Below are 24,381 nucleotides of genomic sequence, written 5' to 3'. Positions count from 1 at the left end.
TCCCCCCACTGTCTTGTAATATTGCTATTTTCTCAAACGCACATAGTCAACGGCATGATTAGCGCTTTTGGTCATAATCAAACTGGCGCGCTCACGGGTAGGCAAAATATTTTGGTGCAAGTTAGGTTCATTGATATCACGCCAAATTTTGGTCGCAATTGTCACCGCTTGCTCCTCCGTTAATTTTGCATACTCGTGAAAATAAGAATTAGGATCGGAAAATGCACCCAGGCGGAATTTCAAAAACCGGTTTATATACCAGGATTTTAATAATTCTTCCGATGCGTCAACATATATATAAAAATCAATAAAATCAGAAGCAAAAGTGCGTGGTTGTGCGTGCGGATAATCCATTCCACTTTGCAAAACGTTTAATCCTTCAAGGATAAGAATATCCGGTTGCTCCACCACTTTATTGCTGTTTGGCACGATATCGTAAGTCAGGTGTGAATATATTGGTGCAGTGACTTTTTTAGCCCCCGATTTTATATCCGACACAAATTTCATCAGACTATGAATATCGTAAGATTCAGGAAACCCTTTTTTCTGCATTAGGTTCCTGTCTTTAAGCACCTGTTTGGAATGTAAAAAACCGTCTGTGGTGATCAATTCAACTCGACGATGCTCAGGCCACCGGCTTAGCAACGCCTGCAATACGCGTGCGGTAGTACTTTTGCCAACCGCGACGCTGCCTGCTATGCCAATAATATAGGGAATACGCTGCCCGTTAGTGCCGAGAAATTGCTCCAATACTGCCTGGCGTCTCAGGTTTGAGCTGATATAAAAATTAAGCAGGCGTGATAAAGGCAGATAGATTTCGGCAACTTCATCGAGTGATAACTCGTCATTGATCCATTTTAACCGGATGATTTCTTCTTCTGTCAGCGTTAATGGCACTGAATTGCGCAATGCAGCCCATTGACGGCGATCGAAGTGTAGGTAGGGTGTTGCCAAAGGTTGCTCGCTGTCTCTCATCTGTCCAATTTATCCTATAGACCATCCTGCCTGGAGGCGAAACTGCCCATGTGTTGTATGAGCAGGAAGTATAAGCCGCGGGTGGTCATACACGGTAATGTTGTGATTCGATTAGTAGATGTCAGGCACGTTACACGTTGGACACGCAGAAAAGAAGACAACAATATGATATTTCCTGACGCAATAGCGTCAGGAAACGATTAACTTGCCAAGGCCGGTGTCATCCGATTGGCGACAAACAGGCGCTTGTAGTAGATGGCGGTAGGATGATAGCTGCCGTCGGGCGCACTGGCATAATCAGGAATTTCCCCCAGATAGCTATATCCCTGCATGCGGTAAAAGGCTTCTGCCGGAGAACCAGCCTGAGTATCCAGATACAGCAGGCCACGATTGAGCTCAAAGGAGGTTGTTTCAAGCACCGACAGTAGTTTGCGGCCAATACCCTGGCGACGCGCGCGGCTGTGTACCAGCAGTTTTTGCACCTCTGCTCGGTTCAACCCATTGCTTTTCTGGCACAGCTCAAGCTGCACGCTTCCGATAATGCCTTGGGCATCACGGGCAATCCACAGTAAACGCGTCCCTTACGCCAGAGAGGTGCCTGGCTGCGGTATCGTGAGACAAAGGCATCTCATAGCCAACAGATGCGCCATGCATTACCGCATCTAGCAACAGGTCTGCCAGCTCTGTGCGGTAAACCGGAAGGGTTGTGTCATTAAGTAAAACGATTTTCATCATGCAGCCCCCAGCGAAATAAGCCCTCTCTGACCCTATTTACTAAAACATAGCAAGATACATGCCAGGCCAGATTTACGTCGTTAACGCGGTTAAACACATATTTATGGCGAAGAAGGTGCGTTACCTTGGAGCAAAAGGTCATTGTTGGTGCAGAATCGTGCTGACGTCATGGTGAAAAAAGAATGCACGACAGGGGAGAATGTGCGGGATTGGTCGTGAATTTGGATGTTCTTTAGGCATTTTATCGCATGATACGTGAATTCATGCTCGAATTTGGATAAAATCTAAGCGATAGCGCATTTTAAGCAATTTTTTTGTTGCATAGGTGGCTCGCTCTACCTAGAATGCGCAGCACTTGATGTCGGCTTAGCTCAGTTGGTAGAGCAACTGACTTGTAATCAGTAGGTCGCCAGTTCGATTCCGGCAGCCGGCACCATCAAGTACACAATTAGGTGGGGTTCCCGAGCGGCCAAAGGGAGCAGACTGTAAATCTGCCGTCACAGACTTCGAAGGTTCGAATCCTTCCCCCACCACCAAATTCAAGCCATACAGGTTATGGCTGAACCAACGCGACGAGGCAATCATCGTGTTGGCGAAGGCGGAAGTTTTCAACAGAGAAATCAGGTAGCCGAGTTCAGGATGCGGGCATCGTATAATGGCTATTACCTCAGCCTTCCAAGCTGATGATGTGGGTTCGATTCCCACTGCCCGCTCCAATAAGTGCTGATATAGCTCAGTTGGTAGAGCGCACCCTTGGTAAGGGTGAGGTCGGCAGTTCGAATCTGCCTATCAGCACCACTTCTTTTCCATCTCCTGATTTCCTTTCTGTAAAATATTCGTCAAGCGTTAGCTTGGTTAATGTGGTGCTATCACCGATTTATCCGTGTCTTAGAGGGACAGTCGATGTCTAAAGAAAAATTTGAACGTACTAAACCCCACGTTAACGTCGGTACTATCGGCCACGTTGACCATGGTAAAACCACGCTGACCGCAGCGATCACCACCGTACTGGCTAAAACCTACGGCGGTAGCGCGCGTGCATTCGATCAGATCGATAACGCGCCGGAAGAAAAAGCACGTGGTATCACCATCAACACGTCTCACGTTGAATACGACACCCCGACCCGTCACTACGCACACGTTGACTGCCCGGGACACGCCGACTACGTGAAAAACATGATCACCGGTGCTGCCCAGATGGACGGTGCGGTCCTGGTAGTTGCTGCGACTGACGGCCCGATGCCGCAGACTCGTGAGCACATCCTGCTGGGTCGCCAGGTAGGCGTTCCGTACATCATCGTGTTCCTGAACAAATGTGACATGGTTGATGACGAAGAGCTGCTGGAACTGGTTGAAATGGAAGTCCGTGAGTTGCTGTCTCAGTACGACTTCCCGGGTGATGATACCCCGATCGTTCGTGGTTCAGCGCTGAAAGCACTGGAAGGCGACGCTGAGTGGGAAGCAAAAATCATCGAACTGGCTGACTACCTGGATTCCTACATCCCAGAACCAGAGCGTGCGATTGACCGTCCGTTCCTGCTGCCTATCGAAGACGTATTCTCCATCTCCGGCCGTGGTACTGTAGTTACCGGTCGTGTAGAGCGCGGTATCGTTAAAGTGGGTGAAGAAGTTGAAATCGTTGGTATCAAAGATACTGCGAAATCGACTTGTACTGGCGTTGAAATGTTCCGCAAACTGCTGGACGAAGGCCGTGCGGGTGAGAACGTTGGTGTTCTGCTGCGTGGTATCAAACGTGAAGAAATCGAACGTGGTCAGGTACTGGCTAAGCCGGGCTCCATCAAGCCGCACACCAAGTTCGAATCTGAAGTGTATATCCTGAGCAAAGATGAAGGTGGCCGTCATACGCCGTTCTTCAAAGGCTACCGTCCTCAGTTCTACTTCCGTACTACTGACGTAACGGGCACCATCGAACTGCCGGAAGGCGTTGAAATGGTAATGCCGGGCGACAACATCAAAATGGTTGTTACCCTGATCCACCCGATCGCGATGGACGACGGTTTGCGTTTCGCAATCCGTGAAGGCGGCCGTACCGTTGGTGCAGGTGTTGTTGCCAAAGTTATGGCGTAATCGCCAATACGCGAGTAACACCCGTGCGCTAGCGATAGCGTAAGAAAAAGGACACTTAGGTGTCCTTTTTTTATAGCGTTGACAAAACTGTAATTGAAATGGAAACCATTCTTATTTACACTCTCATTGACTGTTTTATAGTCACTTTTGCGACTGCCGTGCGGAAGGTAGCAACGAAAGAGGGTGTGGCTCCGCGACTGAGAGAATGAGTTATCCTGTATGTATGTATGTATGTGTAATGCCATTTCCGATAAAGTTATTCGGCACGCCGTTCGCCAACATCAACCACGCTCGCTCAATCAACTGCGCCAGTTAATGCCTATTGGCAGTGACTGCGGCAAGTGTATTCGCCAGGCTCGCCTGATTATGGAAGAAGAGCAGGCGATGTTGTCACCTAATCTCTGACGTTGCGTAATTGCCGCTTTTATTGAAACCGCACAAAATGTAGGCGATTTCGTTGACTCTCCTCCCTCCAGTTCTACACTTTTAAGACCTGGAGCGAAGGAGTAATGTCATGAAAGGCGATAAAAAAGTCATAGCACATCTAAATAAGTTGCTGGGTGATGAACTGGTTGCGATTAACCAGTACTTTTTGCATGCCCGTATGTTTAAAAATTGGGGACTGACCCGTCTTGACCAGCACGAATACCATGAATCCATCGATGAAATGAAACATGCCGACCGTTATATAGAGCGTATCCTGTTTCTTGAAGGGGTTCCCAACCTGCAAGATCTCGGAAAGCTCAATATTGGTGAAGATGTTGAAGATATACTGCGTTCTGACCTGAAACTGGAGTTGGATGGCGCCAAGGATTTGCGCGAGGGGATCGCGTATATGGATTCGGTGCGCGATTATGTCAGCCGCGATTTGCTGATTGAAATCCTGGCCGATGAAGAAGGGCACATCGACTGGATTGAGACGGAACTTGACCTGATAGCGCGCCTCGGGTTGCCTAATTATTTGCAAGCGCAGCTAAAAGAGGCATGATTCTGTAAAACGCGGTTGCTTCCTGAACAGATTTACGTATAATGCGCGGGCCCGTCTGAATTAAGTCGGGCCTGTTACGTTAAATGTAGTGCATGTATATGCAGTACGTTTACGAACAGAGACGCCATGCAATAGGCATGGGTCAACAATACTCCCGATTTGGGAGTTATGGCCGAACGATTACACTCCCCCATCAATCGAAATGGGTGAGAGGAGTAATCATTTACGTTTATAAATAATTGGAGCTCTGGTCTCATGCAGAACCAAAGAATCCGTATCCGCCTGAAAGCGTTTGATCATCGCCTGATCGATCAAGCAACCGCGGAAATCGTTGGGACGGCCAAGCGCACTGGTGCGCAAGTACGTGGTCCGATCCCGCTGCCGACCCGCAAAGAGCGCTTTACCGTTCTGATCTCCCCGCACGTCAACAAAGACGCGCGCGATCAGTACGAAATTCGCACTCACAAGCGTCTGGTTGACATCGTTGAGCCAACCGAGAAAACCGTTGATGCTCTGATGCGTCTGGACCTGGCTGCCGGTGTAGACGTGCAGATCAGCCTGGGTTAATCAGATCATCAAGTGATTGAGAGGTTGATACAATGATTGGTTTAGTCGGTAAAAAAGTGGGCATAACCCGCATCTTCACTGAAGACGGCGTTTCTATCCCTATAACCGTTATCGAAATTGAAGCAAACCGCGTTACTCAGGTTAAAGACCTGGCTAATGATGGCTACCAGGCTGTACAGGTAACTACCGGTGCTAAAAAAGCAAACCGTGTTACCAAGCCGGAAGCAGGTCATTTTGCTAAAGCTGGTGTTGAAGCTGGCCGCGTCCTGTGTGAATTCCGTCTGTCTGAAGGCGAAGAGTTCACCGTAGGCCAAAGCATCAGCGTTGAAATTTTCGCTGACGTGAAAAAAGTTGACGTTACTGGTACGTCCAAAGGTAAAGGTTTCGCGGGTACTGTTAAACGCTGGAACTTCCGTACTCAGGATGCTACCCACGGTAACTCCTTGTCTCACCGCGTTCCGGGTTCTATCGGTCAGAACCAGACTCCGGGCAAAGTGTTCAAAGGCAAGAAAATGGCTGGTCAGCTGGGCAACGAGCGTGTAACCGTTCAGAGTCTGGACGTAGTACGCGTTGACGCTGAGCGCAACCTGCTGCTGGTGAAAGGTGCTGTCCCGGGTGCAACCGGTAGCGACCTGATCGTTAAACCGGCTGTGAAGGCGTAAGGGGATAGCAATGGAATTAGTATTGAAAGACGCGCAAAGCGCGCTGACTGTTTCCGAAACTACCTTCGGTCGTGATTTCAACGAAGCGCTGGTACACCAGGTTGTTGTTGCTTATGCAGCTGGTGCCCGTCAAGGGACTCGTGCTCAGAAGACCCGTGCTGAAGTAACTGGTTCCGGTAAAAAACCGTGGCGTCAGAAAGGTACTGGCCGTGCGCGTTCAGGTTCTATCAAGAGCCCGATCTGGCGTTCCGGTGGTGTGACCTTTTCTGCCAAGCCTCAGGACCACAGTCAAAAAGTAAACAAAAAGATGTACCGCGGCGCGCTGAAAAGCATCCTGTCCGAGCTGGTACGTCAGGATCGTTTGATCGTTGTCGAGCAGTTCTCTGTTGAAGCACCGAAAACCAAGCTGCTGGCACAGAAACTGAAAGACCTGGCGCTGGATGACGTGCTGATCATCACCGGTGAACTGGATGAAAATCTGTTCATGGCTGCACGCAACCTGTACAAGGTTGACGTACGTAATGTAGCAGGTATCGATCCGGTTAGCCTGATCGCCTTCGACAAAGTCGTAATGACGGCTGACGCTGTTAAGCAAGTTGAGGAGATGCTGGCATGATCCGTGAAGAACGTCTGCTTAAGGTGCTGACTGCACCTCACGTTTCTGAAAAAGCGTCTACTGCGATGGAAAAACACAACACCATCGTGCTCAAAGTTGCTAAAGACGCGACCAAAGCAGAAATCAAAGCTGCTGTGCAGAAACTGTTTGAGGTCGAAGTCAATGAAGTTCGTACCCTGCTGGTTAAAGGGAAAACGAAACGTCATGGACAGCGTATCGGTCGTCGTAGCGACTGGAAAAAAGCTTACGTCACCCTGAAAGAAGGCCAGAATCTGGACTTCATCGGCGGCGCAGAGTAAGTCGGAGGAGTAAAGGACAATGGCAATTGTTAAATGTAAACCGACATCTCCGGGTCGTCGCCACGTTGTTAAAGTGGTTAACCCTGAGCTGCACAAGGGCAAACCTTATGCCCCGTTGCTGGAAAAAAACAGCAAATCCGGTGGCCGTAACAACAATGGCCGCATCACTACCCGTCATATCGGTGGTGGCCACAAACAGCAATACCGTATTGTTGACTTCAAACGTAACAAAGATGGTATCCCTGCTGTTGTAGAACGTTTGGAATATGATCCGAACCGTTCCGCCAACATCGCTCTGGTTCTGTACAAAGACGGCGAACGCCGTTACATCCTGGCGCCGAAAGGCCTGAAAGCCGGTGATCAGATCCAGTCTGGCGTTGATGCTGCTATAAAAGCTGGCAACACGTTGCCGATGCGCAATATTCCGGTCGGTTCCAACGTTCACAACGTGGAAATGAAGCCGGGTAAAGGCGGTCAGCTGGCGCGTTCTGCTGGTGCTTACGTGCAGATCGTTGCACGTGACGGCGCGTACGTGACCCTGCGTCTGCGTTCTGGCGAAATGCGTAAAGTCGAATCTGACTGCCGCGCTACGCTGGGCGAAGTAGGTAACGCTGAGCATATGCTGCGCGTTCTGGGTAAAGCTGGTGCTGCACGCTGGCGTGGTGTTCGTCCTACCGTTCGCGGTACGGCAATGAACCCAGTCGACCACCCGCACGGTGGTGGTGAAGGTCGTAACTTTGGTAAGCACCCGGTTTCACCGTGGGGCATTCAGACCAAAGGTAAGAAGACTCGCAGCAACAAGCGTACTGATAAATTCATCGTACGTCGCCGTACTAAATAATATTAGAGGATAAACCATGCCACGTTCTCTCAAGAAAGGTCCTTTTATTGACCTGCACTTGCTGAAGAAGGTAGAGAAAGCGGTGGAAAGCGGTGACAAGAAGCCTCTGCGCACTTGGTCCCGTCGTTCAACGATCTTTCCAACTATGATCGGTTTGACCATCGCTGTCCATAATGGTCGTCAGCACGTTCCGGTGTTTGTTTCCGATGAAATGGTCGGTCACAAACTGGGTGAATTCGCGCCGACTCGTACTTATAGTGGCCACGCGGCTGATAAAAAAGCCAAGAAAAATAAGGTAGGAGGAAGAGATGGAAACTATCGCTAAACATCTTCATGCTCGTTCTTCTGCTCAAAAGGTTCGCCTGGTGGCTGACCTGATTCGCGGTAAGAAAGTGTCGCAAGCTCTGGAAATTCTGACCTACACCAACAAGAAAGCTGCTGGTCTGGTTAAAAAAGTACTGGAGTCTGCCATTGCCAACGCAGAGCATAACGATGGCGCTGACATTGATGATCTGAAAGTTGCGAAAATCTTCGTAGACGAAGGCCCGAGCATGAAGCGCATTATGCCGCGTGCTAAAGGTCGTGCGGATCGCATCCTGAAGCGTACCAGTCACATTTCTGTGGTTGTGTCCGATCGCTGAGACTCTGGAGACTAGCAATGGGTCAGAAAGTACATCCTAATGGTATTCGCCTGGGTATTGTCAAACCTTGGAACTCTACCTGGTATGCGAATACCAAAGAATTCGCTGACAACCTGGACAGCGATTTTAAAGTTCGTAAATACCTGACGAAAGAACTGGAGAAAGCCTCCGTCTCTCGTATCGTTATCGAACGTCCGGCCAAGAGCATCCGTGTGACCATTCACACCGCTCGTCCGGGCATCGTTATCGGTAAAAAAGGTGAAGATGTTGAAAAACTGCGCAAAGTCGTAGCGGATATCGCTGGCGTCCCTGCACAGATCAACATCGCGGAAGTTCGCAAGCCGGAACTGGACGCGAAACTGGTTGCTGACAGCATCACTTCTCAGCTGGAACGTCGTGTGATGTTCCGTCGTGCGATGAAGCGTGCCGTTCAGAACGCCATGCGTCTGGGTGCCAATGGTATTAAAGTTGAAGTCAGTGGCCGCCTGGGCGGTGCTGAAATCGCACGTACCGAATGGTACCGCGAAGGTCGCGTTCCGTTGCACACGCTGCGTGCGGATATCGACTACAACACGTCCGAAGCACACACCACTTACGGTGTTATCGGTGTGAAAGTGTGGATCTTCAAAGGTGAGATCCTGGGTGGTATGGCTGCCGTTGAACAACCGGAAAAACCGGCTGCTCAACCTAAAAAGCAGCAGCGTAAAGGCCGCAAGTAAGGAGAGCCGCTGATGTTACAACCAAAGCGTACAAAATTCCGTAAGATGCACAAAGGCCGTAACCGTGGTCTGGCTGCCGGTACGGATGTCAGCTTCGGTACTTTCGGTTTGAAAGCTGTTGGTCGTGGTCGCCTTACCGCTCGCCAAATCGAAGCTGCACGTCGTGCCATGACCCGTGCTGTTAAGCGTCAAGGTAAAATTTGGATCCGAGTATTCCCGGACAAACCAATTACCGAGAAACCGCTTGAAGTACGTATGGGTAAAGGTAAAGGTAACGTGGAATATTGGGTTGCCTTGATTCAGCCAGGTAAAGTCCTGTATGAAATGGACGGTGTGCCGGAAGAGTTAGCCCGTGAAGCATTCCAACTGGCAGCAGCGAAACTGCCGATCAAAACCACCTTTGTAACTAAGACGGTGATGTAATGAAAGCAAATGAGCTGCGTGAAAAGAGCGTTGAAGAGCTGAACACCGAGCTGCTCGAACTGCTGCGCGAGCAATTTAACTTGCGTATGCAAGCGGCCAGTGGTCAGTTGCAACAGACTCACCTGGTAAAACAAGTGCGTCGCAATATTGCACGTGTTAAGACTTTACTGACTCAGAAGGCGGGTGCGTAATGAGCGATAATATCCGTACTCTGCAAGGTCGTGTTGTGAGCGACAAAATGGAGAAATCCATGGTTGTTGCAATCGAACGTTTTGTGAAACACCCGCTGTATGGGAAATTCATCAAACGTACGACCAAACTGCACGTACATGATGAGAACAACGAATGCGGTATCGGTGACATGGTTGAAATCCGCGAATGCCGTCCGCTGTCCAAAACTAAGTCTTGGACGTTGGTTCGCGTTGTAGGGAAAGCGATTCTGTAATACAGCATTGCTCTTCTTGAAAACGATAAACGGCTCTGCAAAGGGCCGTTTATTTTTCTACCATTGGTCGAAAAGCGGTGTTATAATATTGCGCCCTCGATTCTGGGGTGTTAATGACCCGTAAGGGTTTGAAAAGTAGTAGTTGACATTAGCGGAGCACTAAAATGATCCAAGAACAGACTATGCTGAACGTGGCCGATAACTCCGGTGCACGTCGCGTAATGTGTATCAAGGTTCTAGGTGGCTCGCACCGTCGCTACGCAGGCGTCGGCGATATCATCAAAATTACCATCAAGGAAGCAATTCCTCGCGGTAAGGTGAAGAAAGGCGATGTTCTGAAGGCGGTTGTGGTGCGCACCAAGAAGGGTGTTCGTCGCCCGGACGGTTCTGTCATTCGCTTCGATGGCAATGCATGCGTTATTCTGAACAATAACAGCGAGCAGCCTATCGGTACGCGTATTTTTGGGTCGGTAACTCGTGAACTGCGTTCTGAAAAGTTCATGAAAATTATCTCTCTGGCACCAGAAGTACTCTAAGGAGCGAACCATGGCAGCGAAAATCCGTCGTGATGACGAAGTTATCGTGCTGACCGGCAAAGATAAAGGTAAGCGCGGTAAAGTTAAGAATGTTCTGTCTTCCAGCAAGATCGTTGTTGAAGGTATCAACCTGGTTAAGAAACATCAGAAGCCGGTTCCGGCCCTGAACCAACCGGGTGGCATCGTTGAAAAAGAAGCTGCAATCCAGCTTTCCAACGTTGCACTGTTCAATGCGGCAACTGGCAAGGCTGACCGTGTAGGCTTTAGATTCGAAGACGGCAAAAAAGTCCGTTTCTTTAAATCTACTAGCGAAACTATCAAGTAATTTGGAGTAGTACGATGGCGAAACTGCATGATTACTACAAAGACGAAGTGGTTAGCAAACTGATGACTCAGTTTAGCTACAATTCTGTCATGCAAGTCTCTCGGGTCGAGAAGATCACCCTGAATATGGGTGTTGGTGAAGCGATCGCTGACAAGAAGCTGCTGGATAACGCCGCAGCCGATCTGGCAGCTATCTCCGGTCAAAAACCGCTGATCACCAAAGCACGCAAATCTGTTGCAGGCTTCAAAATCCGCCAGGGCTATCCGATCGGCTGTAAAGTAACTCTGCGTGGCGAACGCATGTGGGAGTTCCTTGAGCGCCTGATTTCCATTGCTGTACCGCGTATTCGTGACTTCCACGGTCTGTCTGCCAAGTCCTTCGATGGCCGTGGCAACTACAGCATGGGCGTGCGTGAGCGGATCATCTTCCCGGAAATCGACTATGACAAAGTCGATCGCGTTCGTGGTTTGGACATTACCATTACCACCACTGCGAAATCCGATGATGAAGGCCGCGCGCTGCTGGCCGCCTTTAACTTCCCGTTCCGCAAGTTAAGGTAGGGTTACTAATGGCTAAGCAATCCATAAAAGCACGCGAAGTCAAACGCGTGAAATTGGCTAATAAATTCTTTGCTAAACGCATTGAATTGAAAGCTATCATCTCCAATGTGAACTCATCCGACGAAGATCGTTGGGATGCTGTTCTCAAGCTGCAGACTCTGCCGCGTGATTCCAGCTCGTCCCGTCAGCGTAACCGCTGCCGCCAGACAGGTCGTCCGCACGCTTTCCTGCGGAAGTTCGGGTTGAGCCGTATCAAGGTCCGTGAAGCCGCCATGCGCGGTGAAATTCCGGGTCTGAAAAAGGCTAGCTGGTAATTGTCACCAATTGAATCACGGGAGTAAAGACAGATGAGCATGCAAGATCCGATCGCGGACATGCTGACCCGTATACGCAACGGTCAGGCCGCGAACAAAGTTGCGATCACCATGCCTTCCTCCAAGCTGAAAGTGGCAATTGCCAAAGTGCTTAAGGAAGAAGGTTATATTCAAGATTACAAAATCGAAGGCGACACCAAGCCTGAACTGGAAATTTCTCTGAAATACTTCCAGGGCAAGGCAGTGGTAAAAAGCATTCAGCGTATCAGCCGCCCAAGTCTGCGCATCTATAAGAAAAAAGATGAGCTGCCGAAAGTTATGGCTGGTTTAGGAATCGCGGTTGTTTCTACCTCTAAAGGTGTTATGACTGATCGTGCAGCGCGCCAGGCTGGTCTTGGTGGCGAGATTATCTGCTACGTAGCTTAATCGGAGGAAAGAATGTCTCGTGTTGCAAAAGCACCCGTCGTCATTCCTGCCGGCGTAGAGGTAAAACTCAACGGTCAGGTTATTTCGATCAAGGGTAAAAACGGCGAGCTGACTCGTACCATCAACGATGCTGTTGAAGTTACTGTGGCTGACAACGCTCTGACTTTCGCTCCGTGCGAAGGTTTTTCAGACGGTTGGGCACAGGCAGGCACCGCGCGTGCACTGCTGAACGCAGTCGTTATCGGTGTTACCGAAGGCTTCACCAAGAAGCTTCAACTGGTTGGCGTAGGTTACCGTGCCGCAGTTAAAGGCAATGTCGTGAATTTGTCTCTGGGGTACTCACACCCGATTGACCACGCGCTGCCGGCTGGTATCACAGCTGAATGCCCGACTCAAACTGAAATCGTACTGAAAGGTGCTGATAAGCAGGTTATCGGTCAGGTTGCAGCTGATCTGCGCGCTTACCGTCGTCCTGAGCCTTACAAAGGCAAGGGTGTCCGTTACGCCGACGAAGTCGTGCGTATCAAAGAGGCTAAGAAGAAGTAAGGTAACACTATGGATAAGAAATCAGCTCGTATCCGTCGTGCAACCCGCGTACGTCGCAAACTCCAGGAATTGGGAGCGACTCGCCTGGTGGTACATCGTACCCCTCGCCATATTTATGCGCAGGTTATCGCACCGAACGGTTCTGAAATCCTGGTAGCCGCTTCTACTGTAGAAAAAGCTATCGCAGAACAACTGAAGTACACCGGCAACAAAGATGCCGCTGCTGCTGTAGGTAAAGCAGTCGCTGAGCGCGCATTGGAAAAAGGCATTAAAGATGTGTCCTTTGACCGTTCCGGGTTCCAATATCATGGTCGCGTACAGGCACTGGCAGATGCTGCTCGTGAAGCTGGCCTTCAGTTCTAAGGTAGAGGTGTAAGATGGCACACATCGAAAAACAAGCTGGCGAACTGCAGGAAAAGCTGATCGCGGTAAATCGCGTATCTAAAACCGTTAAAGGTGGTCGTATTTTCAGCTTCACCGCACTGACTGTAGTGGGTGATGGCAACGGTCGCGTTGGTTTTGGTTACGGGAAAGCGCGTGAAGTTCCGGCAGCAATCCAGAAAGCGATGGAAAAAGCCCGTCGCAACATGTTGAATGTCGCGCTGAATGGCGGCACCCTGCAGCACCCGGTTAAAGGTGCTAACACTGGGTCTCGCGTATTCATGCAGCCGGCTTCCGAAGGTACCGGTATCATCGCCGGCGGTGCAATGCGCGCCGTTCTGGAAGTTGCTGGGGTTCATAACGTATTGGCTAAAGCCTATGGTTCCACCAACCCGATTAACGTGGTTCGTGCAACTATCGATGGCTTGGCTAATATGAATTCCCCGGAAATGATTGCAGCCAAGCGTGGCAAATCCGTTGACGACATTCTGGGATAATTGACCATGGCTAAGACTATTAAAATTACTCAAACCCGTAGTGCAATCAGTCGTCTGCCGAAACATAAGGCAACGCTGCTTGGCCTGGGTCTGCGTCGTATTGGTCATACCGTTGAGCGTGAAGATACGCCTGCTGTACGCGGTATGGTCAACGCGGTTTACTACATGGTTAAAGTGGAGGAGTAACAGATGCGTTTGAATACTCTGTCTCCGACCGAAGGCGCGAAGCACGCGCCGAAGCGTTTAGGTCGTGGTATCGGTTCTGGCCTCGGCAAAACCGGCGGTCGTGGTCACAAAGGTCAGAAGTCTCGTTCTGGCGGTGGCGTACGTCGTGGGTTCGAAGGTGGTCAGATGCCGTTGTATCGTCGTCTGCCGAAATTCGGCTTTACCTCTCGCAAAGCGATGATCACAGCGGAAATCCGTCTGTCCGATCTGGCTCGCGTAGATGGCGACGTCGTTGACCTGAACACGCTGAAGGCTGCTAACGTTATCGGCGTTCAGATCGAGTTCGCGAAAGTGATCCTGTCTGGTGAAGTTTCCCGTCCGGTAACGATTCGTGGTCTGCGTGTGACCAAAGGCGCGCGTGCTGCTATCGAAGCTGCTGGCGGTAAAATTGAGGAATAAGTAGCAGATGGCTAAGCAACCAGGATTAGATTTTCAAAGTGCTAAGGGTGGCGTTGGCGAGCTGAAACGCAGACTGCTGTTTGTAATCGGCGCGCTTATCGTTTTCCGTATCGGCTCTTTTATTCCGATCCCTGGTATTGATGCCACTGTGCTTGCCAAATTGCTCGAACAACAGCGTGGCACCATCATTGAAATGTTCAACATGTTCTCTGGTGGTTCTCTCAGCCGTGCTTCTATCTTTGCGCTGGGTATTATGCCGTACATTTCGGCCTCTATTATTATCCAGCTGCTGACGGTGGTTCACCCCGCGTTGGCGGAAATCAAGAAAGAAGGGGAGGCTGGCCGCCGCAAGATTAGCCAGTACACCCGTTACGGTACGTTAGTACTGGCCATATTCCAGTCAATCGGTATTGCTACCGGTTTACCGAATATGCCAGGAATGCAGGGCCTGGTGATTAATCCGGGCTTTGCATTTTACTTTACGGCTGTTGTAAGTCTGGTGACCGGGACCATGTTCCTGATGTGGCTGGGCGAACAGATTACTGAGCGCGGTATCGGTAACGGTATCTCTATCTTGATCTTTGCGGGTATCGTTGCGGGCTTACCGCCGGCAATTGCCCACACTATCGAGCAAGCTCGGCAAGGCGACCTGCACTTCCTCGTGCTGCTGTTGGTTGCAGTTTTAGTGTTTGCAGTAACCTTCTTCGTTGTTTTCATTGAGCGTGGCCAACGTCGTATCGTCGTTAACTACGCAAAGCGTCAGCAAGGTCGTCGGGTTTATGCAGCACAGAGTACGCACTTACCGCTGAAAGTGAACATGGCGGGGGTTATCCCGGCAATTTTCGCCTCCAGCATCATCCTGTTCCCTGCGACGATTGCATCGTGGTTTGGGGGCGGTACCGGTTGGAACTGGCTGACAACTATTTCGATGTATTTGCAGCCCGGACAACCGCTTTATGTGCTACTCTATGCGACTGCAATCATCTTCTTCTGTTTCTTCTACACGGCGTTGGTTTTCAACCCGCGCGAAACAGCAGATAACCTGAAGAAGTCCGGTGCATTCGTGCCAGGAATTCGTCCGGGAGAGCAAACGGCGAAATACATCGATAAGGTGATGACCCGCCTGACTCTGGTCGGCGCAATGTACATTACCTTTATCTGCCTGATCCCGGAGTTCATGCGTGATGCGATGAAGGTCCCCTTCTATTTTGGGGGTACATCCCTGTTGATCGTCGTCGTGGTCATCATGGACTTTATGGCTCAAGTGCAAACTCTGATGATGTCAAGTCAGTATGAGTCTGCATTGAAGAAAGCAAATCTGAAAGGCTATAACCGCTAATTGGGTTGCTTGAGAAGTTACGGAGAGTAAAAATGAAAGTTCGTGCTTCCGTCAAGAAATTATGTCGTAACTGCAAAATCGTTAAGCGTAACGGTGTCGTTCGTGTGATTTGCAGCGCCGAGCCGAAGCATAAACAGCGCCAAGGCTGATTATCTCGCATATTTTTCTTGCAAAGTTGGATTGAGCTGGCTAGATTAGCCAGCCAATCTTTTGTATGTCTGTGTGTTTCCATTTGAGTATCCTGAAAACGGGCTTTTCAGCATGGAGCGTACATATTGAATAATAGGAGTGCATAGTGGCCCGTATAGCAGGCATTAACATTCCTGATCAGAAACATGCCTTGATCGCGTTAACCTCGATCTATGGCGTCGGTAAGACTCGTTCCAAGGCCATTTGTGCTGCGGCGGGTATTGCTGAAGATGTTAAGATCAGTGAGCTGTCTGAAGAGCAAATCGAAACTCTGCGTGTAGAAGTTGCCAAATTCGTTGTCGAAGGTGATCTGCGTCGTGAAATCAGCATGAGCATCAAGCGCCTGATGGACCTTGGTTGCTATCGCGGTTTGCGTCATCGTCGTGGTCTGCCAGTGCGCGGTCAGCGTACTAAGACCAACGCCCGTACCCGTAAGGGTCCGCGCAAACCGATCAAGAAATAATCGGGGTGATTGAATAATGGCAAAAGCACCTATTCGTGCACGTAAGCGTGTAAGAAAACAAGTTTCTGACGGTGTGGCTCATATCCATGCTTCTTTTAACAACACCATCGTGACCATTACCGATCGTCAGGGTAACGCGCTGGGTTGGGCAACAGCCGGTGGTTCCGGTTTCCGTGGTTCTCGTAAATCTACGCCGTTCGCCGCTCAGGTAGCTGCTGAACGTTGCGCTGAAGCCGTGAAAGAATACGGTATCAAGAACTTGGAAGTTATGGTTAAAGGACCTGGTCCGGGCCGTGAGTCTACTATCCGCGCTCTGAACGCGGCTGGTTTCCGCATCACTAATATTACTGATGTGACTCCGATCCCCCATAACGGTTGTCGTCCGCCGAAAAAGCGTCGCGTATAACGCCGCTTTTAGGATAGTTGGAGAAAGAAAATGGCTAGATATTTGGGTCCTAAGCTCAAGCTGAGCCGTCGTGAAGGCACCGACCTGTTCCTTAAGTCCGGTGTTCGCGCGATCGATTCCAAGTGTAAGATCGAACAAGGCCCTGGTCAGCACGGTGCGCGTAAACCGCGTCTGTCTGATTATGGCGTGCAGTTGCGTGAAAAACAAAAAGTTCGCCGTATCTACGGTGTTCTGGAGCGTCAATTCCGTAACTACTATAAAGAAGCTGCTCGTCTGAAAGGCAACACAGGTGCAAACCTGCTGCAACTGCTGGAAGGACGTCTAGATAACGTGGTTTATCGTATGGGCTTCGGCGCCACTCGTGCGGAAGCGCGTCAGTTGGTAAGCCACAAAGCTGTTATGGTAAACGGTCGCGTTGTCAGCATCGCTTCTTATCAGGTATCGCCGAATGATGTCGTCAACATCCGTGAGAAAGCTAAAAAGCAATCTCGCGTGAAAGCAGCATTGGAGCTGACTGAACAGCGTGAAAAGCCGACTTGGCTGGAAGTTGATGCTGCCAAGATGGAAGGTGTGTTCAAACGTATTCCTGAACGTACCGATCTGTCTGCGGACATTAATGAACACCTGATCGTCGAGCTTTACTCCAAGTAAAGCTTAGTACCAAAGAGAGGACACAATGCAGGGTTCTGTGACAGAGTTTCTAAAACCGCGCCTGGTCGATATCGAGCAAGTCAGTTCGACGCACGCCAAGGTGACCCTTGAGCCGTTAGAGCGTGGTTTCGGCCATACGCTTGGCAACGCACTGCGCCGTATTCTGCTTTCATCCATGCCAGGTTGCGCGGTGACCGAGGTTGAGATTGATGGTGTACTGCACGAGTACAGCACCAAAGAAGGCGTACAGGAAGATATCCTGGAAATCCTGCTCAACCTGAAAGGGCTGGCGGTGAAAGTTCAAGGTAAAGATGAAGTTATCCTTTCCCTGAATAAATCTGGTATTGGCCCTGTGACTGCAGCAGACATCACCCATGATGGTGATGTCGAAATCGTCAAGCCGCAGCACGTGATCTGCCATCTGACCGATGAAAACGCAGCTATTAGCATGTGTATCAAAGTTCAACGTGGTCGTGGTTATGTGCCGGCTTCTGCCCGTATTCATACGGAAGAAGATGAGCGCCCGATTGGCCGTTTGTTGGTCGATGCTTGCTACAGCCCGGTAGAGCGTATTGCCTACAATGTTGAAGCAGCTCGTGTTGAACAACGTACCGACCTGGACAAGCTGGTCATCGAAATGGAAACCAATGGCACGATCGATCCTGAAGAGGCGATCCGCCGTGCTGCAACCATTCTGGCTGAACAACTGGAAGCTTTTGTTGATTTACGTGATGTACGTCAGCCTGAAGTGAAAGAAGAGAAACCAGAATTCGATCCGATCCTGCTGCGCCCTGTTGACGATTTGGAATTGACTGTCCGCTCTGCTAACTGCCTCAAGGCAGAAGTTATCCACTACATCGGTGATCTGGTACAGAGTACCGAGGTTGAATTGCTGAAAACGCCTAACCTGGGTAAAAAATCTCTTACCGAGATTAAAGATGTGCTCGCCTCACGTGGTCTTTCTCTGGGCATGCGCCTGGAAAACTGGCCGCCGGCAAGCATTGCTGATGAATAACCCGGTCACAGGTTAAGGTTTTACTGAGAAGGATAAGGTCATGCGCCATCGTAAGAGTGGTCGTCAACTGAACCGTAACAGCAGCCATCGTCAGGCTATGTTCCGTAACATGGCTGGTTCTTTGGTTCGTCATGAGATCATCAAGACGACCCTGCCAAAAGCAAAAGAGCTGCGCCGTGTTGTTGAACCGCTGATTACTCTTGCCAAGACCGACAGCGTTGCTAATCGTCGTCTGGCATTCGCCCGTACTCGTGATAACGAGATCGTGGCAAAACTGTTTAATGAACTGGGCCCGCGTTTCGCGAGCCGTGCCGGTGGTTACACTCGCATTCTGAAGTGTGGCTTCCGTGCAGGCGACAACGCGCCGATGGCTTACATCGAGCTGGTTGATCGTTCAGTTGCACAAGCAGAAGAAACCGCTGCTGCTGAGTAATCATCAGCGGTGGGGTAAAAAAACCGGGGCAACCCGGTTTTTTTACGTCTATTGTTTAGCAAATGGCGGCTTTGTTAACGTATCACGTTTGCCAAGAGCACCGTTTGCTTGAGACGTTTTTGGAGGAGGGAACATGTGGTGGATTGATGCGATGTGCGAGCGTCATATCCAGACGGCACAGCAAGCGGGTGAGTTCGATAATCTTCCCGGTGCGGGAAAGCCCCTGCAACTTGACGATGATAGCGCTGTACCCGAAGATCTGCGCACGGGATACCGTTTACTGAAGAATGCGGGCTATCTGCCGCCGGAATTGGCATTGCGTAAAGATGCCTTGACGCTACACGATCTGCTCGCCAATACGCTCCCTGAATCGGAAGCGCATGAAAACCTGTGTCGTCGGCTATGCCTGCTGGAACTTAACCTGCAACAGAAAGGGATGAGTACCGATTTTTTACACGGTTAATATGCCGATCGCTTGCACAGTACGTTTTCTGGTGAAAGAATAGCGCCCGAAAAATAGGCTAACGCGGCAAGCGTTGGCGCGTGGCGATGAATCGGATTAACAATGTAACCAAGAGAGATGTGATGAGCACTTATCAGCACAAGAAAGGCAAGATCCAAGACAATGCGCTGGAAGCATTGTTGCATGACCCCTTGTTCCGACAACGCGTTGAGAAGAACAAGAAAGGTAAAGGCAGCTACTGTCGCAAAGGCAAACAGGGTAAAGGCCAGGACTGGGAGGCCAGTGGTAAATCATCAAAGGATGCTTTACCACTGGCCTCTCACTTTATGGCTGTACTGGGTTTCGTTGAACGGCGCTACGCTTTCGGCTGCTGATCTTTTAGCAAATCGCGAATTTCTGTTAACAGCGTCGCTTAAGCGCTCAGTTTTGCCGGTGCTTTCTCTTCTTTACGGCGCAGGTTATTCATCACTTTGATTGCCATAAAAATGGCGAACGCGACTATGACAAAATCAAAAATATTTTGCAGGAAGAGGCCGTAGTGCAGCACCACGGCAGGAATATCCCCCTGCGCGTCGCGCAGCACCAGTTCGAAATGTTTGAAATCGATGCCGCCCAGCAGTAACCCCAGTGACGGCATAATGATATCAGCCACGAGCGAGGAGACGATCTTGCCAAATGCTGCGCCGATAATGACACCCACCGCCAAATCTACCACGTTGCCGCGCATCGCTAATTCGCGAAACTCTTTTAGCATACTCATGATCCAACTCCTTGATAAAATGAACATCTAAATTTTAACACAGCGTTACATAATTGCCAGCGGTGATAATCAGTGAAACTGAAAGGAAAGTGCCGCCTAAGGCGGCAGGCTTAGCGTTGTTACAAGAAGAACGGGCTGGGTTGGAACAGGCGTTCCACTTCAGGGACAAACTTTTTGTCCGTCAGGAACATGATCACATGATCCCCTTGTTCTATCTTCATATTGTCGTTGGCGATAATGACATCATCACCGCGCACAATCGCACCGATCAAAGTGCCTGGCGGCAATTTGATATCTTCAATTATTCGGCCAACCACTTTTGACGTGCCTTCATCCCCATGAGCAATGGCCTCAATGGCTTCCGCCACGCCGCGTCGTAATGATGAGACGCTGACAATATCCGCTTTACGCACATGGCCGAGCAGTGCGGAAATCGTTGCTTGCTGTGGCGAAATGGCAACATCGATAGCGCTGCCTTGGACCAGATCGACATAGGCGCGTCGTTGGATCAGTACCATAGCTTTTTTTGCCCCCATGCGTTTGGCCAGCATGGCGGACATGATGTTCGCTTCATCGTCGTTGGTAATGGCAATAAACACATCGATTTGTTCGACATGCTCCTGTGCCAGCAACTCCTGATCGGAAGCGTCGCCGTGAAACACAATAGTGTCTTGCAGCAGTTCAGCCAAGGCGATCGCACGCTCTTCGTTCTTTTCGATCAGTTTAACGCTGTAGTCTTTTTCCAGCTTATGCGCCAACCCCGCGCCGACGTTACCACCGCCGACAATCATGATGCGCTTGTAGGGCTTTTCCAAGCGCTGGAGTTCGCTCATTACGGCGCGAATGTGCTGGGAAGCGGCAACAAAGAACACTTCATCGCCCGCTTCGATAATGGTTGAACCCTGCGGACGGATCGGCCTGTCGTGGCGAAAGATCGCGGCTACACGGGTTTCGATGTGCGGCATATGCTCACGTAGCGCGGAGAGCGCATTACCGATCAGCGGACCACCGTAGTAAGCGTTCACTGCGGCGATACTCACTTTCCCTTCGGCGAAGTTCACTACCTGTAGCGCGCCGGGATACTCGATCAGCTTGTAGATATTGTCGATGACCAACTGTTCTGGTTAGATCAAATGGTCGATAGGCACCGCTTCTGCCTGAAACAGTTGCTCACCGGCGCGCACGTATTCTGCGGAGCGAATACGTGCGATGCGATTTGGCGTATTAAACAGCGAGTAGGCGACCTGGCAGGCCACCATATTGGTTTCATCCGAGTTCGTGACGGCAACCAGCATGTCTGCATCTTCGGCGCCAGCTTCACGCAGAACGCGCGGGTGGGAGGCGTAGCCAGCAACGACACGCAAATCGAATTTATCCTGCAACTGCCGCAGTCGCGCGGTGTCAGTATCAACGACAGTGATGTCGTTGTTTTCTCCGGAGAGCGTTTCTGCCAGCGTACCGCCCACCTGACCTGCACCAAGAATAATGATTTTCATGATCTGTGCCCGTTGCCGTTGCTATCAGCCAATGTTCTTAACCAACTTAGCATAAAAGAACCCATCGCCATCCTCTGCCACCGGTAACTTTTGCAAACCGGGGTGTTGCGCATTGCCAGTTTCCACCAGTTCGGCATCCGCATGGCGTGTCAGAAAGGCCCGCATTTGCTGCTGATTCTCTTCCGGTAAGATCGAGCAGGTGGCATAAACTAACGTGCCGCCTGCTTTCAGCCGTGGCCAGATAGCCTCCAGAATCTCCTGCTGCAACAGTGCCAGTTCGGCGATATCGCTGTCGCGCCGCAGCCACTTGATATCAGGATGACGGCGAATCACGCCGGTGGCGGAGCAGGGGGCATCGAGCAGAATACGATCAAACTGTTGCTCACCACACCAGGCCGCAGGCTCGCGCCCATCGCCTTGCCTCACGTCTGCGTGAAGATTAAGGCGTTGCAGATTCTCTTTTACCCGAGCGAGCCGCTGTGGGTCCACATCGACCGCCAATACCTTAGCGTGAGGCGCTGCTTCCAGAATATGGGTGGTTTTCCCACCCGGTGCAGCACACAGATCGAGAATATGTTCATTGTCCTGCGGTGCTAACCAGCGCACGCAACCTTGTGCAGAGACATCCTGCACGGTAACCCAGCCTTGCGCGAAGCCGGGCAGCAGGCTTACGGCACAAGGCTCGTTCAGCATGATGGCTTCGTCCTGTTCAGGATGTGGCTGAGCGGCGATACCGGCTTCAGTCAGCAGTGCCAAATAGTGTTCCCGTGTGTGGTGCAAACGGTTGACGCGCAGCCACATCGGGGGACGCTGGTTGTTGGCCTCAACAATCTGCTGCCACTGCTGCGGATAGGCTTTCTTGAGGCGCGCTAACAGCCACTCGGGGTGAGCGAAACGCGACGCATGGTTAGCCGCGCGTTCATCCAGCTCGGCCTGCTGGCGTTGGAATTGGCGCAGTACGCCGTTAATCAACCCTTTGAGCTGTGGGAGCTTGAGTGCAATAGCACCGTTAACTGTTTCAGACAGCGCGGCATTGGCCGTGATGCGCGTGTGAGCGAGTTGATAGATGCCCACCATGATCAGGTAGTGCAACGTGCGCTGCTTCCCGGTCAGCGTTTTTGCCATCAACTGCTGAATTATCCACTCTAACTGTGGCAACACGCGTAATACGCCGAAGCACAGCTCTTGCAACAGGGCACGATCCTTTTCTGAGATATCACGCTGATACTGTGGCATTAGTGAACTTAGCGACTGGCCTTTATCGAGCACCTGGCCGATAACGTTCGCGGCGATGGCGCGCAGATTGTATGTTGTTTTCATGGATAGTGATTGTCTGAAACGGTAGCGCGCCTGCCATAACAGCAGACGCGATGCCTTTTAATGGATGAGTGTATTATGCCAGTACGTTGCCTGGAGTGAACCATTCGCGACGCGAATTGAGCAGATCCTGCACCGACATCGGTTTTTTGCCCGCAGGTTGCAGTTGCAGCAGGTTCAGTACGCCTCGCGCGGTAGCGACCTGTATACCTTGCTTGTCTGCACTGATGATCGTGCCTGGTTGTGCGCTATGGTTAGTGTCCAATGCGCCGGCTTCCCACACTTTAACTGGCTGTTCGTCAATGGTGATATAGCTGACAGGCCAGGGATTGAAGGCACGAATGCAGCGTTCTAATTGTTCGGCACTGAGTGACCAATCAAGCTTAGCCTCTTCTTTGCTCAGTTTTTCGGCGTAAGTCGCCATACTGTCATCTTGTTTTTCCGCGACAGCCGTTCCCTGCGCCAGTGATGCCAGCGTCGTCAGCAACCCCTGCGGGCCCAGTTCTGCCAGGCGATCGTACAGTGAGGCGCTGGTGTCTTGCGGCGTTATCGGGCATGGCAGCTTATGCAGCATGGCTCCGGTATCCAACCCTGCATCCATTTGCATGATGGTTACACCGGTTTCAGCGTCTCCGGCCCAAAGCGAGCGTTGTATCGGTGCCGCACCGCGCCAGCGCGGTAGCAGCGAGCCGTGCACATTGATACAGCCCAGGCGCGGCATATCTAACACCGCCTGCGGCAGGATCAAGCCGTAGGCCACGACCACCATGATATCCGCCTGTAAATCAGCGACCAGTTGCTGATTTTCTGCTGGGCGCAGCGATTTGGGCTGCAACACCGGGACGCCGTGCTGTTCAGCCAACACTTTGACCGGGCTGGGCGTCAGTTTGTTGCCTCGGCCTGCAGGACGATCGGGTTGGGTAAAAACACCCACCACCTGATGCGGTGAAGCCAGCAGCGCATCAAGGTGGCGCGCTGCAAAGTCAGGTGTACCCGCGAAAATAATGCGTAGGGAGCTTTCGGACACGGCGTTTCCTGTGGTAGTGATAAGATTATGGACGACCGTTTAGTCGGGCCATTTTTTCCAGCTTTTGGCGAATTCTCTGGCGTTTTAACTGCGAGAGATAATCAATAAACAGCTTGCCAACCAGATGGTCCATTTCGTGTTGGATACAGATTGCCAACAGGCCATCAGCTTCCAGCTCAAAGGGGTTACCTTCCCGGTCCAGCGCTTTGACCTTCACGCGCTCAGCGCGCGGCACCAGCGCACGGGTTTCAGGAATGGACAGACAACCCTCTTCAATACCGGTATCGCCGTCTTTTTCCAGCAGCTCTGGGTTGATCAACACCAAACGCTGATCGCGTTCTTCGGAAACGTCAATCACGATAATGCGCTGATGCACGTCCACCTGGCTCGCAGCAAGGCCGATGCCTTCTTCTTCGTACATGGTGTCGAACATATCATCGACGATGCGCTGAATTTCTGCATTAACCTCTGCGACAGGTTTCGCGATAGTGCGAAGCCGCTCGTCTGGAAAATGTAATACCTGCAAAACTGACATAGTTGATTTCGATCTTTATCCGGTTGATGAAAGCGTATCTGGATCTATTCTAGACATTTCCGGTTCTGATTGACAGCAT

At 50.8% G+C, this 24,381-nt stretch carries 38 protein-coding genes, 4 tRNA genes and 2 pseudogenes; 37 read left to right on the top strand and 7 right to left on the bottom strand.

The genetic code is table 11. The features are described from left to right. Positions 1–24: 24 nt before the first annotated feature. Both coaA and JZM30_RS16460 read right to left on the bottom strand, forming a co-directional pair. Positions 25–975 (bottom strand): type I pantothenate kinase, encoded by a 951-nt coding sequence (gene coaA / locus JZM30_RS16465; RefSeq protein ID WP_252319994.1) that lies wholly within the window; start codon positions 973–975, stop codon positions 25–27. A 200-nt stretch (positions 976–1,175) separates the two neighbouring features. Further along, positions 1,176–1,707 (bottom strand): annotated as a pseudogene (locus tag JZM30_RS16460) (GNAT family N-acetyltransferase). A 363-nt stretch (positions 1,708–2,070) separates the two neighbouring features. On the opposite strand from JZM30_RS16460, the gene JZM30_RS16455 reads away from it, so the two are divergent. The 37 genes from JZM30_RS16455 (at position 2,071) to JZM30_RS16275 (ending at position 19,541) form a co-directional block, all read left to right on the top strand. After that, positions 2,071–2,146, top strand: a tRNA-Thr gene (locus tag JZM30_RS16455). Positions 2,147–2,161: 15 nt separating this feature from the next. Beyond that, positions 2,162–2,246: transfer RNA gene (locus JZM30_RS16450), tRNA-Tyr, on the top strand. Between the two features lie 105 nt (positions 2,247–2,351). Continuing rightward, positions 2,352–2,426, top strand: a tRNA-Gly gene (locus JZM30_RS16445). A 6-nt stretch (positions 2,427–2,432) separates the two neighbouring features. Further along, a tRNA-Thr gene (locus JZM30_RS16440) sits at positions 2,433–2,508 on the top strand. A 105-nt stretch (positions 2,509–2,613) separates the two neighbouring features. Then, complete coding sequence (gene tuf, locus JZM30_RS16435) at positions 2,614–3,798, top strand: elongation factor Tu (protein ID WP_252319992.1); 1,185 nt, start codon at positions 2,614–2,616, stop codon at positions 3,796–3,798. A gap of 219 nt (positions 3,799–4,017) precedes the next feature. Beyond that, positions 4,018–4,203, top strand: coding sequence for a bacterioferritin-associated ferredoxin (gene bfd, locus JZM30_RS16430; protein WP_252319990.1), 186 nt, complete (start codon positions 4,018–4,020; stop codon positions 4,201–4,203). Positions 4,204–4,312: 109 nt separating this feature from the next. After that, the gene (bfr, locus tag JZM30_RS16425) at positions 4,313–4,786 is read left to right on the top strand and encodes a bacterioferritin (RefSeq protein ID WP_252319988.1); all 474 of its coding nucleotides are present in this window, start codon (positions 4,313–4,315) and stop codon (positions 4,784–4,786) included. A 255-nt stretch (positions 4,787–5,041) separates the two neighbouring features. Beyond that, entirely contained in the window at positions 5,042–5,353 is a 312-nt protein-coding gene (rpsJ, locus tag JZM30_RS16420; RefSeq protein WP_252319986.1) for a 30S ribosomal protein S10, read from the top strand. Positions 5,354–5,385: 32 nt separating this feature from the next. Further along, positions 5,386–6,015: a 50S ribosomal protein L3 gene (rplC, locus tag JZM30_RS16415; RefSeq protein ID WP_252319984.1), complete on the top strand. Its 630-nt coding sequence runs from the start codon at positions 5,386–5,388 to the stop codon at positions 6,013–6,015. A gap of 10 nt (positions 6,016–6,025) precedes the next feature. Then, positions 6,026–6,631 carry a 50S ribosomal protein L4 gene (gene rplD, locus JZM30_RS16410; RefSeq protein WP_252319982.1) on the top strand — a complete coding sequence of 202 codons (606 nt, stop codon included), beginning with the start codon at positions 6,026–6,028 and terminating at the stop codon, positions 6,629–6,631. Further along, positions 6,628–6,930 (top strand): 50S ribosomal protein L23, encoded by a 303-nt coding sequence (rplW, locus tag JZM30_RS16405; protein ID WP_195316357.1) that lies wholly within the window; start codon positions 6,628–6,630, stop codon positions 6,928–6,930. The genes rplD and rplW overlap by 4 nt, the downstream gene beginning before the upstream one ends. Positions 6,931–6,949: 19 nt before the next feature. Beyond that, on the top strand, positions 6,950–7,771 hold the full coding sequence (rplB, locus tag JZM30_RS16400; protein ID WP_252319980.1) for a 50S ribosomal protein L2: 822 nt from the start codon (positions 6,950–6,952) through the stop codon (positions 7,769–7,771). A 16-nt stretch (positions 7,772–7,787) separates the two neighbouring features. Continuing rightward, positions 7,788–8,096, top strand: a complete 309-nt coding sequence (gene rpsS / locus JZM30_RS16395; RefSeq protein WP_252319978.1) for a 30S ribosomal protein S19 — start codon at positions 7,788–7,790, stop codon at positions 8,094–8,096. After that, positions 8,080–8,412, top strand: a complete 333-nt coding sequence (gene rplV / locus JZM30_RS16390) for a 50S ribosomal protein L22 (protein ID WP_196908040.1) — start codon at positions 8,080–8,082, stop codon at positions 8,410–8,412. The genes rpsS and rplV overlap by 17 nt, the downstream gene beginning before the upstream one ends. A gap of 17 nt (positions 8,413–8,429) precedes the next feature. Then, positions 8,430–9,131: a 30S ribosomal protein S3 gene (gene rpsC, locus JZM30_RS16385; RefSeq protein WP_252319976.1), complete on the top strand. Its 702-nt coding sequence runs from the start codon at positions 8,430–8,432 to the stop codon at positions 9,129–9,131. Positions 9,132–9,143: 12 nt separating this feature from the next. Next, entirely contained in the window at positions 9,144–9,554 is a 411-nt protein-coding gene (rplP, locus tag JZM30_RS16380) for a 50S ribosomal protein L16 (protein WP_009111208.1), read from the top strand. Next, positions 9,554–9,745, top strand: coding sequence for a 50S ribosomal protein L29 (rpmC, locus tag JZM30_RS16375; RefSeq protein ID WP_024107517.1), 192 nt, complete (start codon positions 9,554–9,556; stop codon positions 9,743–9,745). Before rplP ends, rpmC begins: the two co-directional genes overlap by 1 nt. After that, the gene (gene rpsQ, locus JZM30_RS16370) at positions 9,745–9,999 is read left to right on the top strand and encodes a 30S ribosomal protein S17 (RefSeq protein ID WP_252319974.1); all 255 of its coding nucleotides are present in this window, start codon (positions 9,745–9,747) and stop codon (positions 9,997–9,999) included. The genes rpmC and rpsQ overlap by 1 nt, the downstream gene beginning before the upstream one ends. 164 nt (positions 10,000–10,163) lie before the next feature. Then, on the top strand, positions 10,164–10,535 hold the full coding sequence (rplN, locus tag JZM30_RS16365; protein ID WP_252319972.1) for a 50S ribosomal protein L14: 372 nt from the start codon (positions 10,164–10,166) through the stop codon (positions 10,533–10,535). A gap of 10 nt (positions 10,536–10,545) precedes the next feature. Continuing rightward, on the top strand, positions 10,546–10,860 hold the full coding sequence (gene rplX, locus JZM30_RS16360; protein ID WP_222158733.1) for a 50S ribosomal protein L24: 315 nt from the start codon (positions 10,546–10,548) through the stop codon (positions 10,858–10,860). Between the two features lie 14 nt (positions 10,861–10,874). Continuing rightward, positions 10,875–11,420 (top strand): 50S ribosomal protein L5, encoded by a 546-nt coding sequence (rplE, locus tag JZM30_RS16355; protein WP_252319970.1) that lies wholly within the window; start codon positions 10,875–10,877, stop codon positions 11,418–11,420. Between the two features lie 8 nt (positions 11,421–11,428). After that, positions 11,429–11,734, top strand: a complete 306-nt coding sequence (gene rpsN, locus JZM30_RS16350) for a 30S ribosomal protein S14 (protein ID WP_252319968.1) — start codon at positions 11,429–11,431, stop codon at positions 11,732–11,734. 33 nt (positions 11,735–11,767) lie between these two features. Continuing rightward, a complete protein-coding gene (rpsH, locus tag JZM30_RS16345; RefSeq protein ID WP_252319966.1) occupies positions 11,768–12,160 on the top strand; it encodes a 30S ribosomal protein S8 in 393 nt (130 codons plus the stop codon). A gap of 12 nt (positions 12,161–12,172) precedes the next feature. Beyond that, on the top strand, positions 12,173–12,706 hold the full coding sequence (gene rplF / locus JZM30_RS16340) for a 50S ribosomal protein L6 (RefSeq protein ID WP_252319964.1): 534 nt from the start codon (positions 12,173–12,175) through the stop codon (positions 12,704–12,706). Between the two features lie 9 nt (positions 12,707–12,715). After that, positions 12,716–13,069, top strand: coding sequence for a 50S ribosomal protein L18 (gene rplR / locus JZM30_RS16335; RefSeq protein WP_252319962.1), 354 nt, complete (start codon positions 12,716–12,718; stop codon positions 13,067–13,069). Between the two features lie 14 nt (positions 13,070–13,083). Continuing rightward, complete coding sequence (rpsE, locus tag JZM30_RS16330; protein ID WP_252319960.1) at positions 13,084–13,584, top strand: 30S ribosomal protein S5; 501 nt, start codon at positions 13,084–13,086, stop codon at positions 13,582–13,584. A 6-nt stretch (positions 13,585–13,590) separates the two neighbouring features. After that, positions 13,591–13,770: a 50S ribosomal protein L30 gene (rpmD, locus tag JZM30_RS16325; protein WP_252319958.1), complete on the top strand. Its 180-nt coding sequence runs from the start codon at positions 13,591–13,593 to the stop codon at positions 13,768–13,770. Positions 13,771–13,773: 3 nt separating this feature from the next. Next, positions 13,774–14,208 carry a 50S ribosomal protein L15 gene (gene rplO, locus JZM30_RS16320; protein WP_252319956.1) on the top strand — a complete coding sequence of 145 codons (435 nt, stop codon included), beginning with the start codon at positions 13,774–13,776 and terminating at the stop codon, positions 14,206–14,208. A 7-nt stretch (positions 14,209–14,215) separates the two neighbouring features. Next, positions 14,216–15,547: a preprotein translocase subunit SecY gene (gene secY / locus JZM30_RS16315; protein WP_252319954.1), complete on the top strand. Its 1,332-nt coding sequence runs from the start codon at positions 14,216–14,218 to the stop codon at positions 15,545–15,547. Between the two features lie 32 nt (positions 15,548–15,579). Beyond that, a complete protein-coding gene (rpmJ, locus tag JZM30_RS16310) occupies positions 15,580–15,696 on the top strand; it encodes a 50S ribosomal protein L36 (RefSeq protein WP_002227352.1) in 117 nt (38 codons plus the stop codon). Between the two features lie 146 nt (positions 15,697–15,842). After that, the gene (rpsM, locus tag JZM30_RS16305; protein WP_252319952.1) at positions 15,843–16,199 is read left to right on the top strand and encodes a 30S ribosomal protein S13; all 357 of its coding nucleotides are present in this window, start codon (positions 15,843–15,845) and stop codon (positions 16,197–16,199) included. Between the two features lie 16 nt (positions 16,200–16,215). After that, the gene (gene rpsK, locus JZM30_RS16300) at positions 16,216–16,605 is read left to right on the top strand and encodes a 30S ribosomal protein S11 (protein WP_002919257.1); all 390 of its coding nucleotides are present in this window, start codon (positions 16,216–16,218) and stop codon (positions 16,603–16,605) included. A 30-nt stretch (positions 16,606–16,635) separates the two neighbouring features. Next, on the top strand, positions 16,636–17,256 hold the full coding sequence (gene rpsD / locus JZM30_RS16295; RefSeq protein WP_252319950.1) for a 30S ribosomal protein S4: 621 nt from the start codon (positions 16,636–16,638) through the stop codon (positions 17,254–17,256). A 25-nt stretch (positions 17,257–17,281) separates the two neighbouring features. Then, a complete protein-coding gene (locus JZM30_RS16290) occupies positions 17,282–18,271 on the top strand; it encodes a DNA-directed RNA polymerase subunit alpha (protein WP_252319948.1) in 990 nt (329 codons plus the stop codon). Positions 18,272–18,311: 40 nt separating this feature from the next. After that, entirely contained in the window at positions 18,312–18,704 is a 393-nt protein-coding gene (gene rplQ / locus JZM30_RS16285) for a 50S ribosomal protein L17 (protein ID WP_195316372.1), read from the top strand. Between the two features lie 133 nt (positions 18,705–18,837). After that, complete coding sequence (locus JZM30_RS16280) at positions 18,838–19,167, top strand: DnaJ family domain-containing protein (RefSeq protein ID WP_252319946.1); 330 nt, start codon at positions 18,838–18,840, stop codon at positions 19,165–19,167. 122 nt (positions 19,168–19,289) lie between these two features. Next, the gene (locus tag JZM30_RS16275; RefSeq protein ID WP_252319944.1) at positions 19,290–19,541 is read left to right on the top strand and encodes an alternative ribosome-rescue factor A; all 252 of its coding nucleotides are present in this window, start codon (positions 19,290–19,292) and stop codon (positions 19,539–19,541) included. A gap of 38 nt (positions 19,542–19,579) precedes the next feature. Here JZM30_RS16275 and mscL read toward each other — a convergent pair whose 3' ends face one another. From mscL to def, 5 genes and pseudogenes are all read right to left on the bottom strand, one after another. After that, entirely contained in the window at positions 19,580–19,927 is a 348-nt protein-coding gene (mscL, locus tag JZM30_RS16270; protein WP_252319943.1) for a large-conductance mechanosensitive channel protein MscL, read from the bottom strand. A 119-nt stretch (positions 19,928–20,046) separates the two neighbouring features. Then, a pseudogene (trkA, locus tag JZM30_RS16265) lies at positions 20,047–21,423 on the bottom strand (Trk system potassium transporter TrkA). Between the two features lie 24 nt (positions 21,424–21,447). Beyond that, positions 21,448–22,743, bottom strand: a complete 1,296-nt coding sequence (gene rsmB / locus JZM30_RS16260; protein WP_252319941.1) for a 16S rRNA (cytosine(967)-C(5))-methyltransferase RsmB — start codon at positions 22,741–22,743, stop codon at positions 21,448–21,450. A 73-nt stretch (positions 22,744–22,816) separates the two neighbouring features. Next, on the bottom strand, positions 22,817–23,767 hold the full coding sequence (gene fmt / locus JZM30_RS16255) for a methionyl-tRNA formyltransferase (RefSeq protein WP_252319939.1): 951 nt from the start codon (positions 23,765–23,767) through the stop codon (positions 22,817–22,819). A 25-nt stretch (positions 23,768–23,792) separates the two neighbouring features. Further along, positions 23,793–24,302: a peptide deformylase gene (gene def, locus JZM30_RS16250; protein WP_252319937.1), complete on the bottom strand. Its 510-nt coding sequence runs from the start codon at positions 24,300–24,302 to the stop codon at positions 23,793–23,795. Positions 24,303–24,381: the final 79 nt, after the last annotated feature.

The organism is Candidatus Symbiopectobacterium endolongispinus (genome assembly GCF_018777385.1).
GTDB classification, from domain to species: Bacteria; Pseudomonadota; Gammaproteobacteria; order Enterobacterales; family Enterobacteriaceae; genus Symbiopectobacterium; species Symbiopectobacterium endolongispinus.
This window is presented reverse-complemented; position numbering and strand designations above follow the sequence as displayed.

What these genes read in the sequence shown, in the direction of transcription:
- coaA (WP_252319994.1), bottom strand. Translation starts at nt 975, where the DNA reads ATGAGAGACAGCGAGCAACCTTTGGCAACACCCTACCTACACTTCGAT.
- tuf (WP_252319992.1), top strand. Translation starts at nt 2,614, where the DNA reads ATGTCTAAAGAAAAATTTGAACGTACTAAACCCCACGTTAACGTCGGT.
- bfd (WP_252319990.1), top strand. Translation starts at nt 4,018, where the DNA reads ATGTATGTATGTATGTGTAATGCCATTTCCGATAAAGTTATTCGGCAC.
- bfr (WP_252319988.1), top strand. Translation starts at nt 4,313, where the DNA reads ATGAAAGGCGATAAAAAAGTCATAGCACATCTAAATAAGTTGCTGGGT.
- rpsJ (WP_252319986.1), top strand. Translation starts at nt 5,042, where the DNA reads ATGCAGAACCAAAGAATCCGTATCCGCCTGAAAGCGTTTGATCATCGC.
- rplC (WP_252319984.1), top strand. Translation starts at nt 5,386, where the DNA reads ATGATTGGTTTAGTCGGTAAAAAAGTGGGCATAACCCGCATCTTCACT.
- rplD (WP_252319982.1), top strand. Translation starts at nt 6,026, where the DNA reads ATGGAATTAGTATTGAAAGACGCGCAAAGCGCGCTGACTGTTTCCGAA.
- rplW (WP_195316357.1), top strand. Translation starts at nt 6,628, where the DNA reads ATGATCCGTGAAGAACGTCTGCTTAAGGTGCTGACTGCACCTCACGTT.
- rplB (WP_252319980.1), top strand. Translation starts at nt 6,950, where the DNA reads ATGGCAATTGTTAAATGTAAACCGACATCTCCGGGTCGTCGCCACGTT.
- rpsS (WP_252319978.1), top strand. Translation starts at nt 7,788, where the DNA reads ATGCCACGTTCTCTCAAGAAAGGTCCTTTTATTGACCTGCACTTGCTG.
- rplV (WP_196908040.1), top strand. Translation starts at nt 8,080, where the DNA reads ATGGAAACTATCGCTAAACATCTTCATGCTCGTTCTTCTGCTCAAAAG.
- rpsC (WP_252319976.1), top strand. Translation starts at nt 8,430, where the DNA reads ATGGGTCAGAAAGTACATCCTAATGGTATTCGCCTGGGTATTGTCAAA.
- rplP (WP_009111208.1), top strand. Translation starts at nt 9,144, where the DNA reads ATGTTACAACCAAAGCGTACAAAATTCCGTAAGATGCACAAAGGCCGT.
- rpmC (WP_024107517.1), top strand. Translation starts at nt 9,554, where the DNA reads ATGAAAGCAAATGAGCTGCGTGAAAAGAGCGTTGAAGAGCTGAACACC.
- rpsQ (WP_252319974.1), top strand. Translation starts at nt 9,745, where the DNA reads ATGAGCGATAATATCCGTACTCTGCAAGGTCGTGTTGTGAGCGACAAA.
- rplN (WP_252319972.1), top strand. Translation starts at nt 10,164, where the DNA reads ATGATCCAAGAACAGACTATGCTGAACGTGGCCGATAACTCCGGTGCA.
- rplX (WP_222158733.1), top strand. Translation starts at nt 10,546, where the DNA reads ATGGCAGCGAAAATCCGTCGTGATGACGAAGTTATCGTGCTGACCGGC.
- rplE (WP_252319970.1), top strand. Translation starts at nt 10,875, where the DNA reads ATGGCGAAACTGCATGATTACTACAAAGACGAAGTGGTTAGCAAACTG.
- rpsN (WP_252319968.1), top strand. Translation starts at nt 11,429, where the DNA reads ATGGCTAAGCAATCCATAAAAGCACGCGAAGTCAAACGCGTGAAATTG.
- rpsH (WP_252319966.1), top strand. Translation starts at nt 11,768, where the DNA reads ATGAGCATGCAAGATCCGATCGCGGACATGCTGACCCGTATACGCAAC.
- rplF (WP_252319964.1), top strand. Translation starts at nt 12,173, where the DNA reads ATGTCTCGTGTTGCAAAAGCACCCGTCGTCATTCCTGCCGGCGTAGAG.
- rplR (WP_252319962.1), top strand. Translation starts at nt 12,716, where the DNA reads ATGGATAAGAAATCAGCTCGTATCCGTCGTGCAACCCGCGTACGTCGC.
- rpsE (WP_252319960.1), top strand. Translation starts at nt 13,084, where the DNA reads ATGGCACACATCGAAAAACAAGCTGGCGAACTGCAGGAAAAGCTGATC.
- rpmD (WP_252319958.1), top strand. Translation starts at nt 13,591, where the DNA reads ATGGCTAAGACTATTAAAATTACTCAAACCCGTAGTGCAATCAGTCGT.
- rplO (WP_252319956.1), top strand. Translation starts at nt 13,774, where the DNA reads ATGCGTTTGAATACTCTGTCTCCGACCGAAGGCGCGAAGCACGCGCCG.
- secY (WP_252319954.1), top strand. Translation starts at nt 14,216, where the DNA reads ATGGCTAAGCAACCAGGATTAGATTTTCAAAGTGCTAAGGGTGGCGTT.
- rpmJ (WP_002227352.1), top strand. Translation starts at nt 15,580, where the DNA reads ATGAAAGTTCGTGCTTCCGTCAAGAAATTATGTCGTAACTGCAAAATC.
- rpsK (WP_002919257.1), top strand. Translation starts at nt 16,216, where the DNA reads ATGGCAAAAGCACCTATTCGTGCACGTAAGCGTGTAAGAAAACAAGTT.
- rpsD (WP_252319950.1), top strand. Translation starts at nt 16,636, where the DNA reads ATGGCTAGATATTTGGGTCCTAAGCTCAAGCTGAGCCGTCGTGAAGGC.
- JZM30_RS16290 (WP_252319948.1), top strand. Translation starts at nt 17,282, where the DNA reads ATGCAGGGTTCTGTGACAGAGTTTCTAAAACCGCGCCTGGTCGATATC.
- rplQ (WP_195316372.1), top strand. Translation starts at nt 18,312, where the DNA reads ATGCGCCATCGTAAGAGTGGTCGTCAACTGAACCGTAACAGCAGCCAT.
- JZM30_RS16280 (WP_252319946.1), top strand. Translation starts at nt 18,838, where the DNA reads ATGTGGTGGATTGATGCGATGTGCGAGCGTCATATCCAGACGGCACAG.
- JZM30_RS16275 (WP_252319944.1), top strand. Translation starts at nt 19,290, where the DNA reads ATGAGCACTTATCAGCACAAGAAAGGCAAGATCCAAGACAATGCGCTG.
- mscL (WP_252319943.1), bottom strand. Translation starts at nt 19,927, where the DNA reads ATGAGTATGCTAAAAGAGTTTCGCGAATTAGCGATGCGCGGCAACGTG.
- rsmB (WP_252319941.1), bottom strand. Translation starts at nt 22,743, where the DNA reads ATGAAAACAACATACAATCTGCGCGCCATCGCCGCGAACGTTATCGGC.
- def (WP_252319937.1), bottom strand. Translation starts at nt 24,302, where the DNA reads ATGTCAGTTTTGCAGGTATTACATTTTCCAGACGAGCGGCTTCGCACT.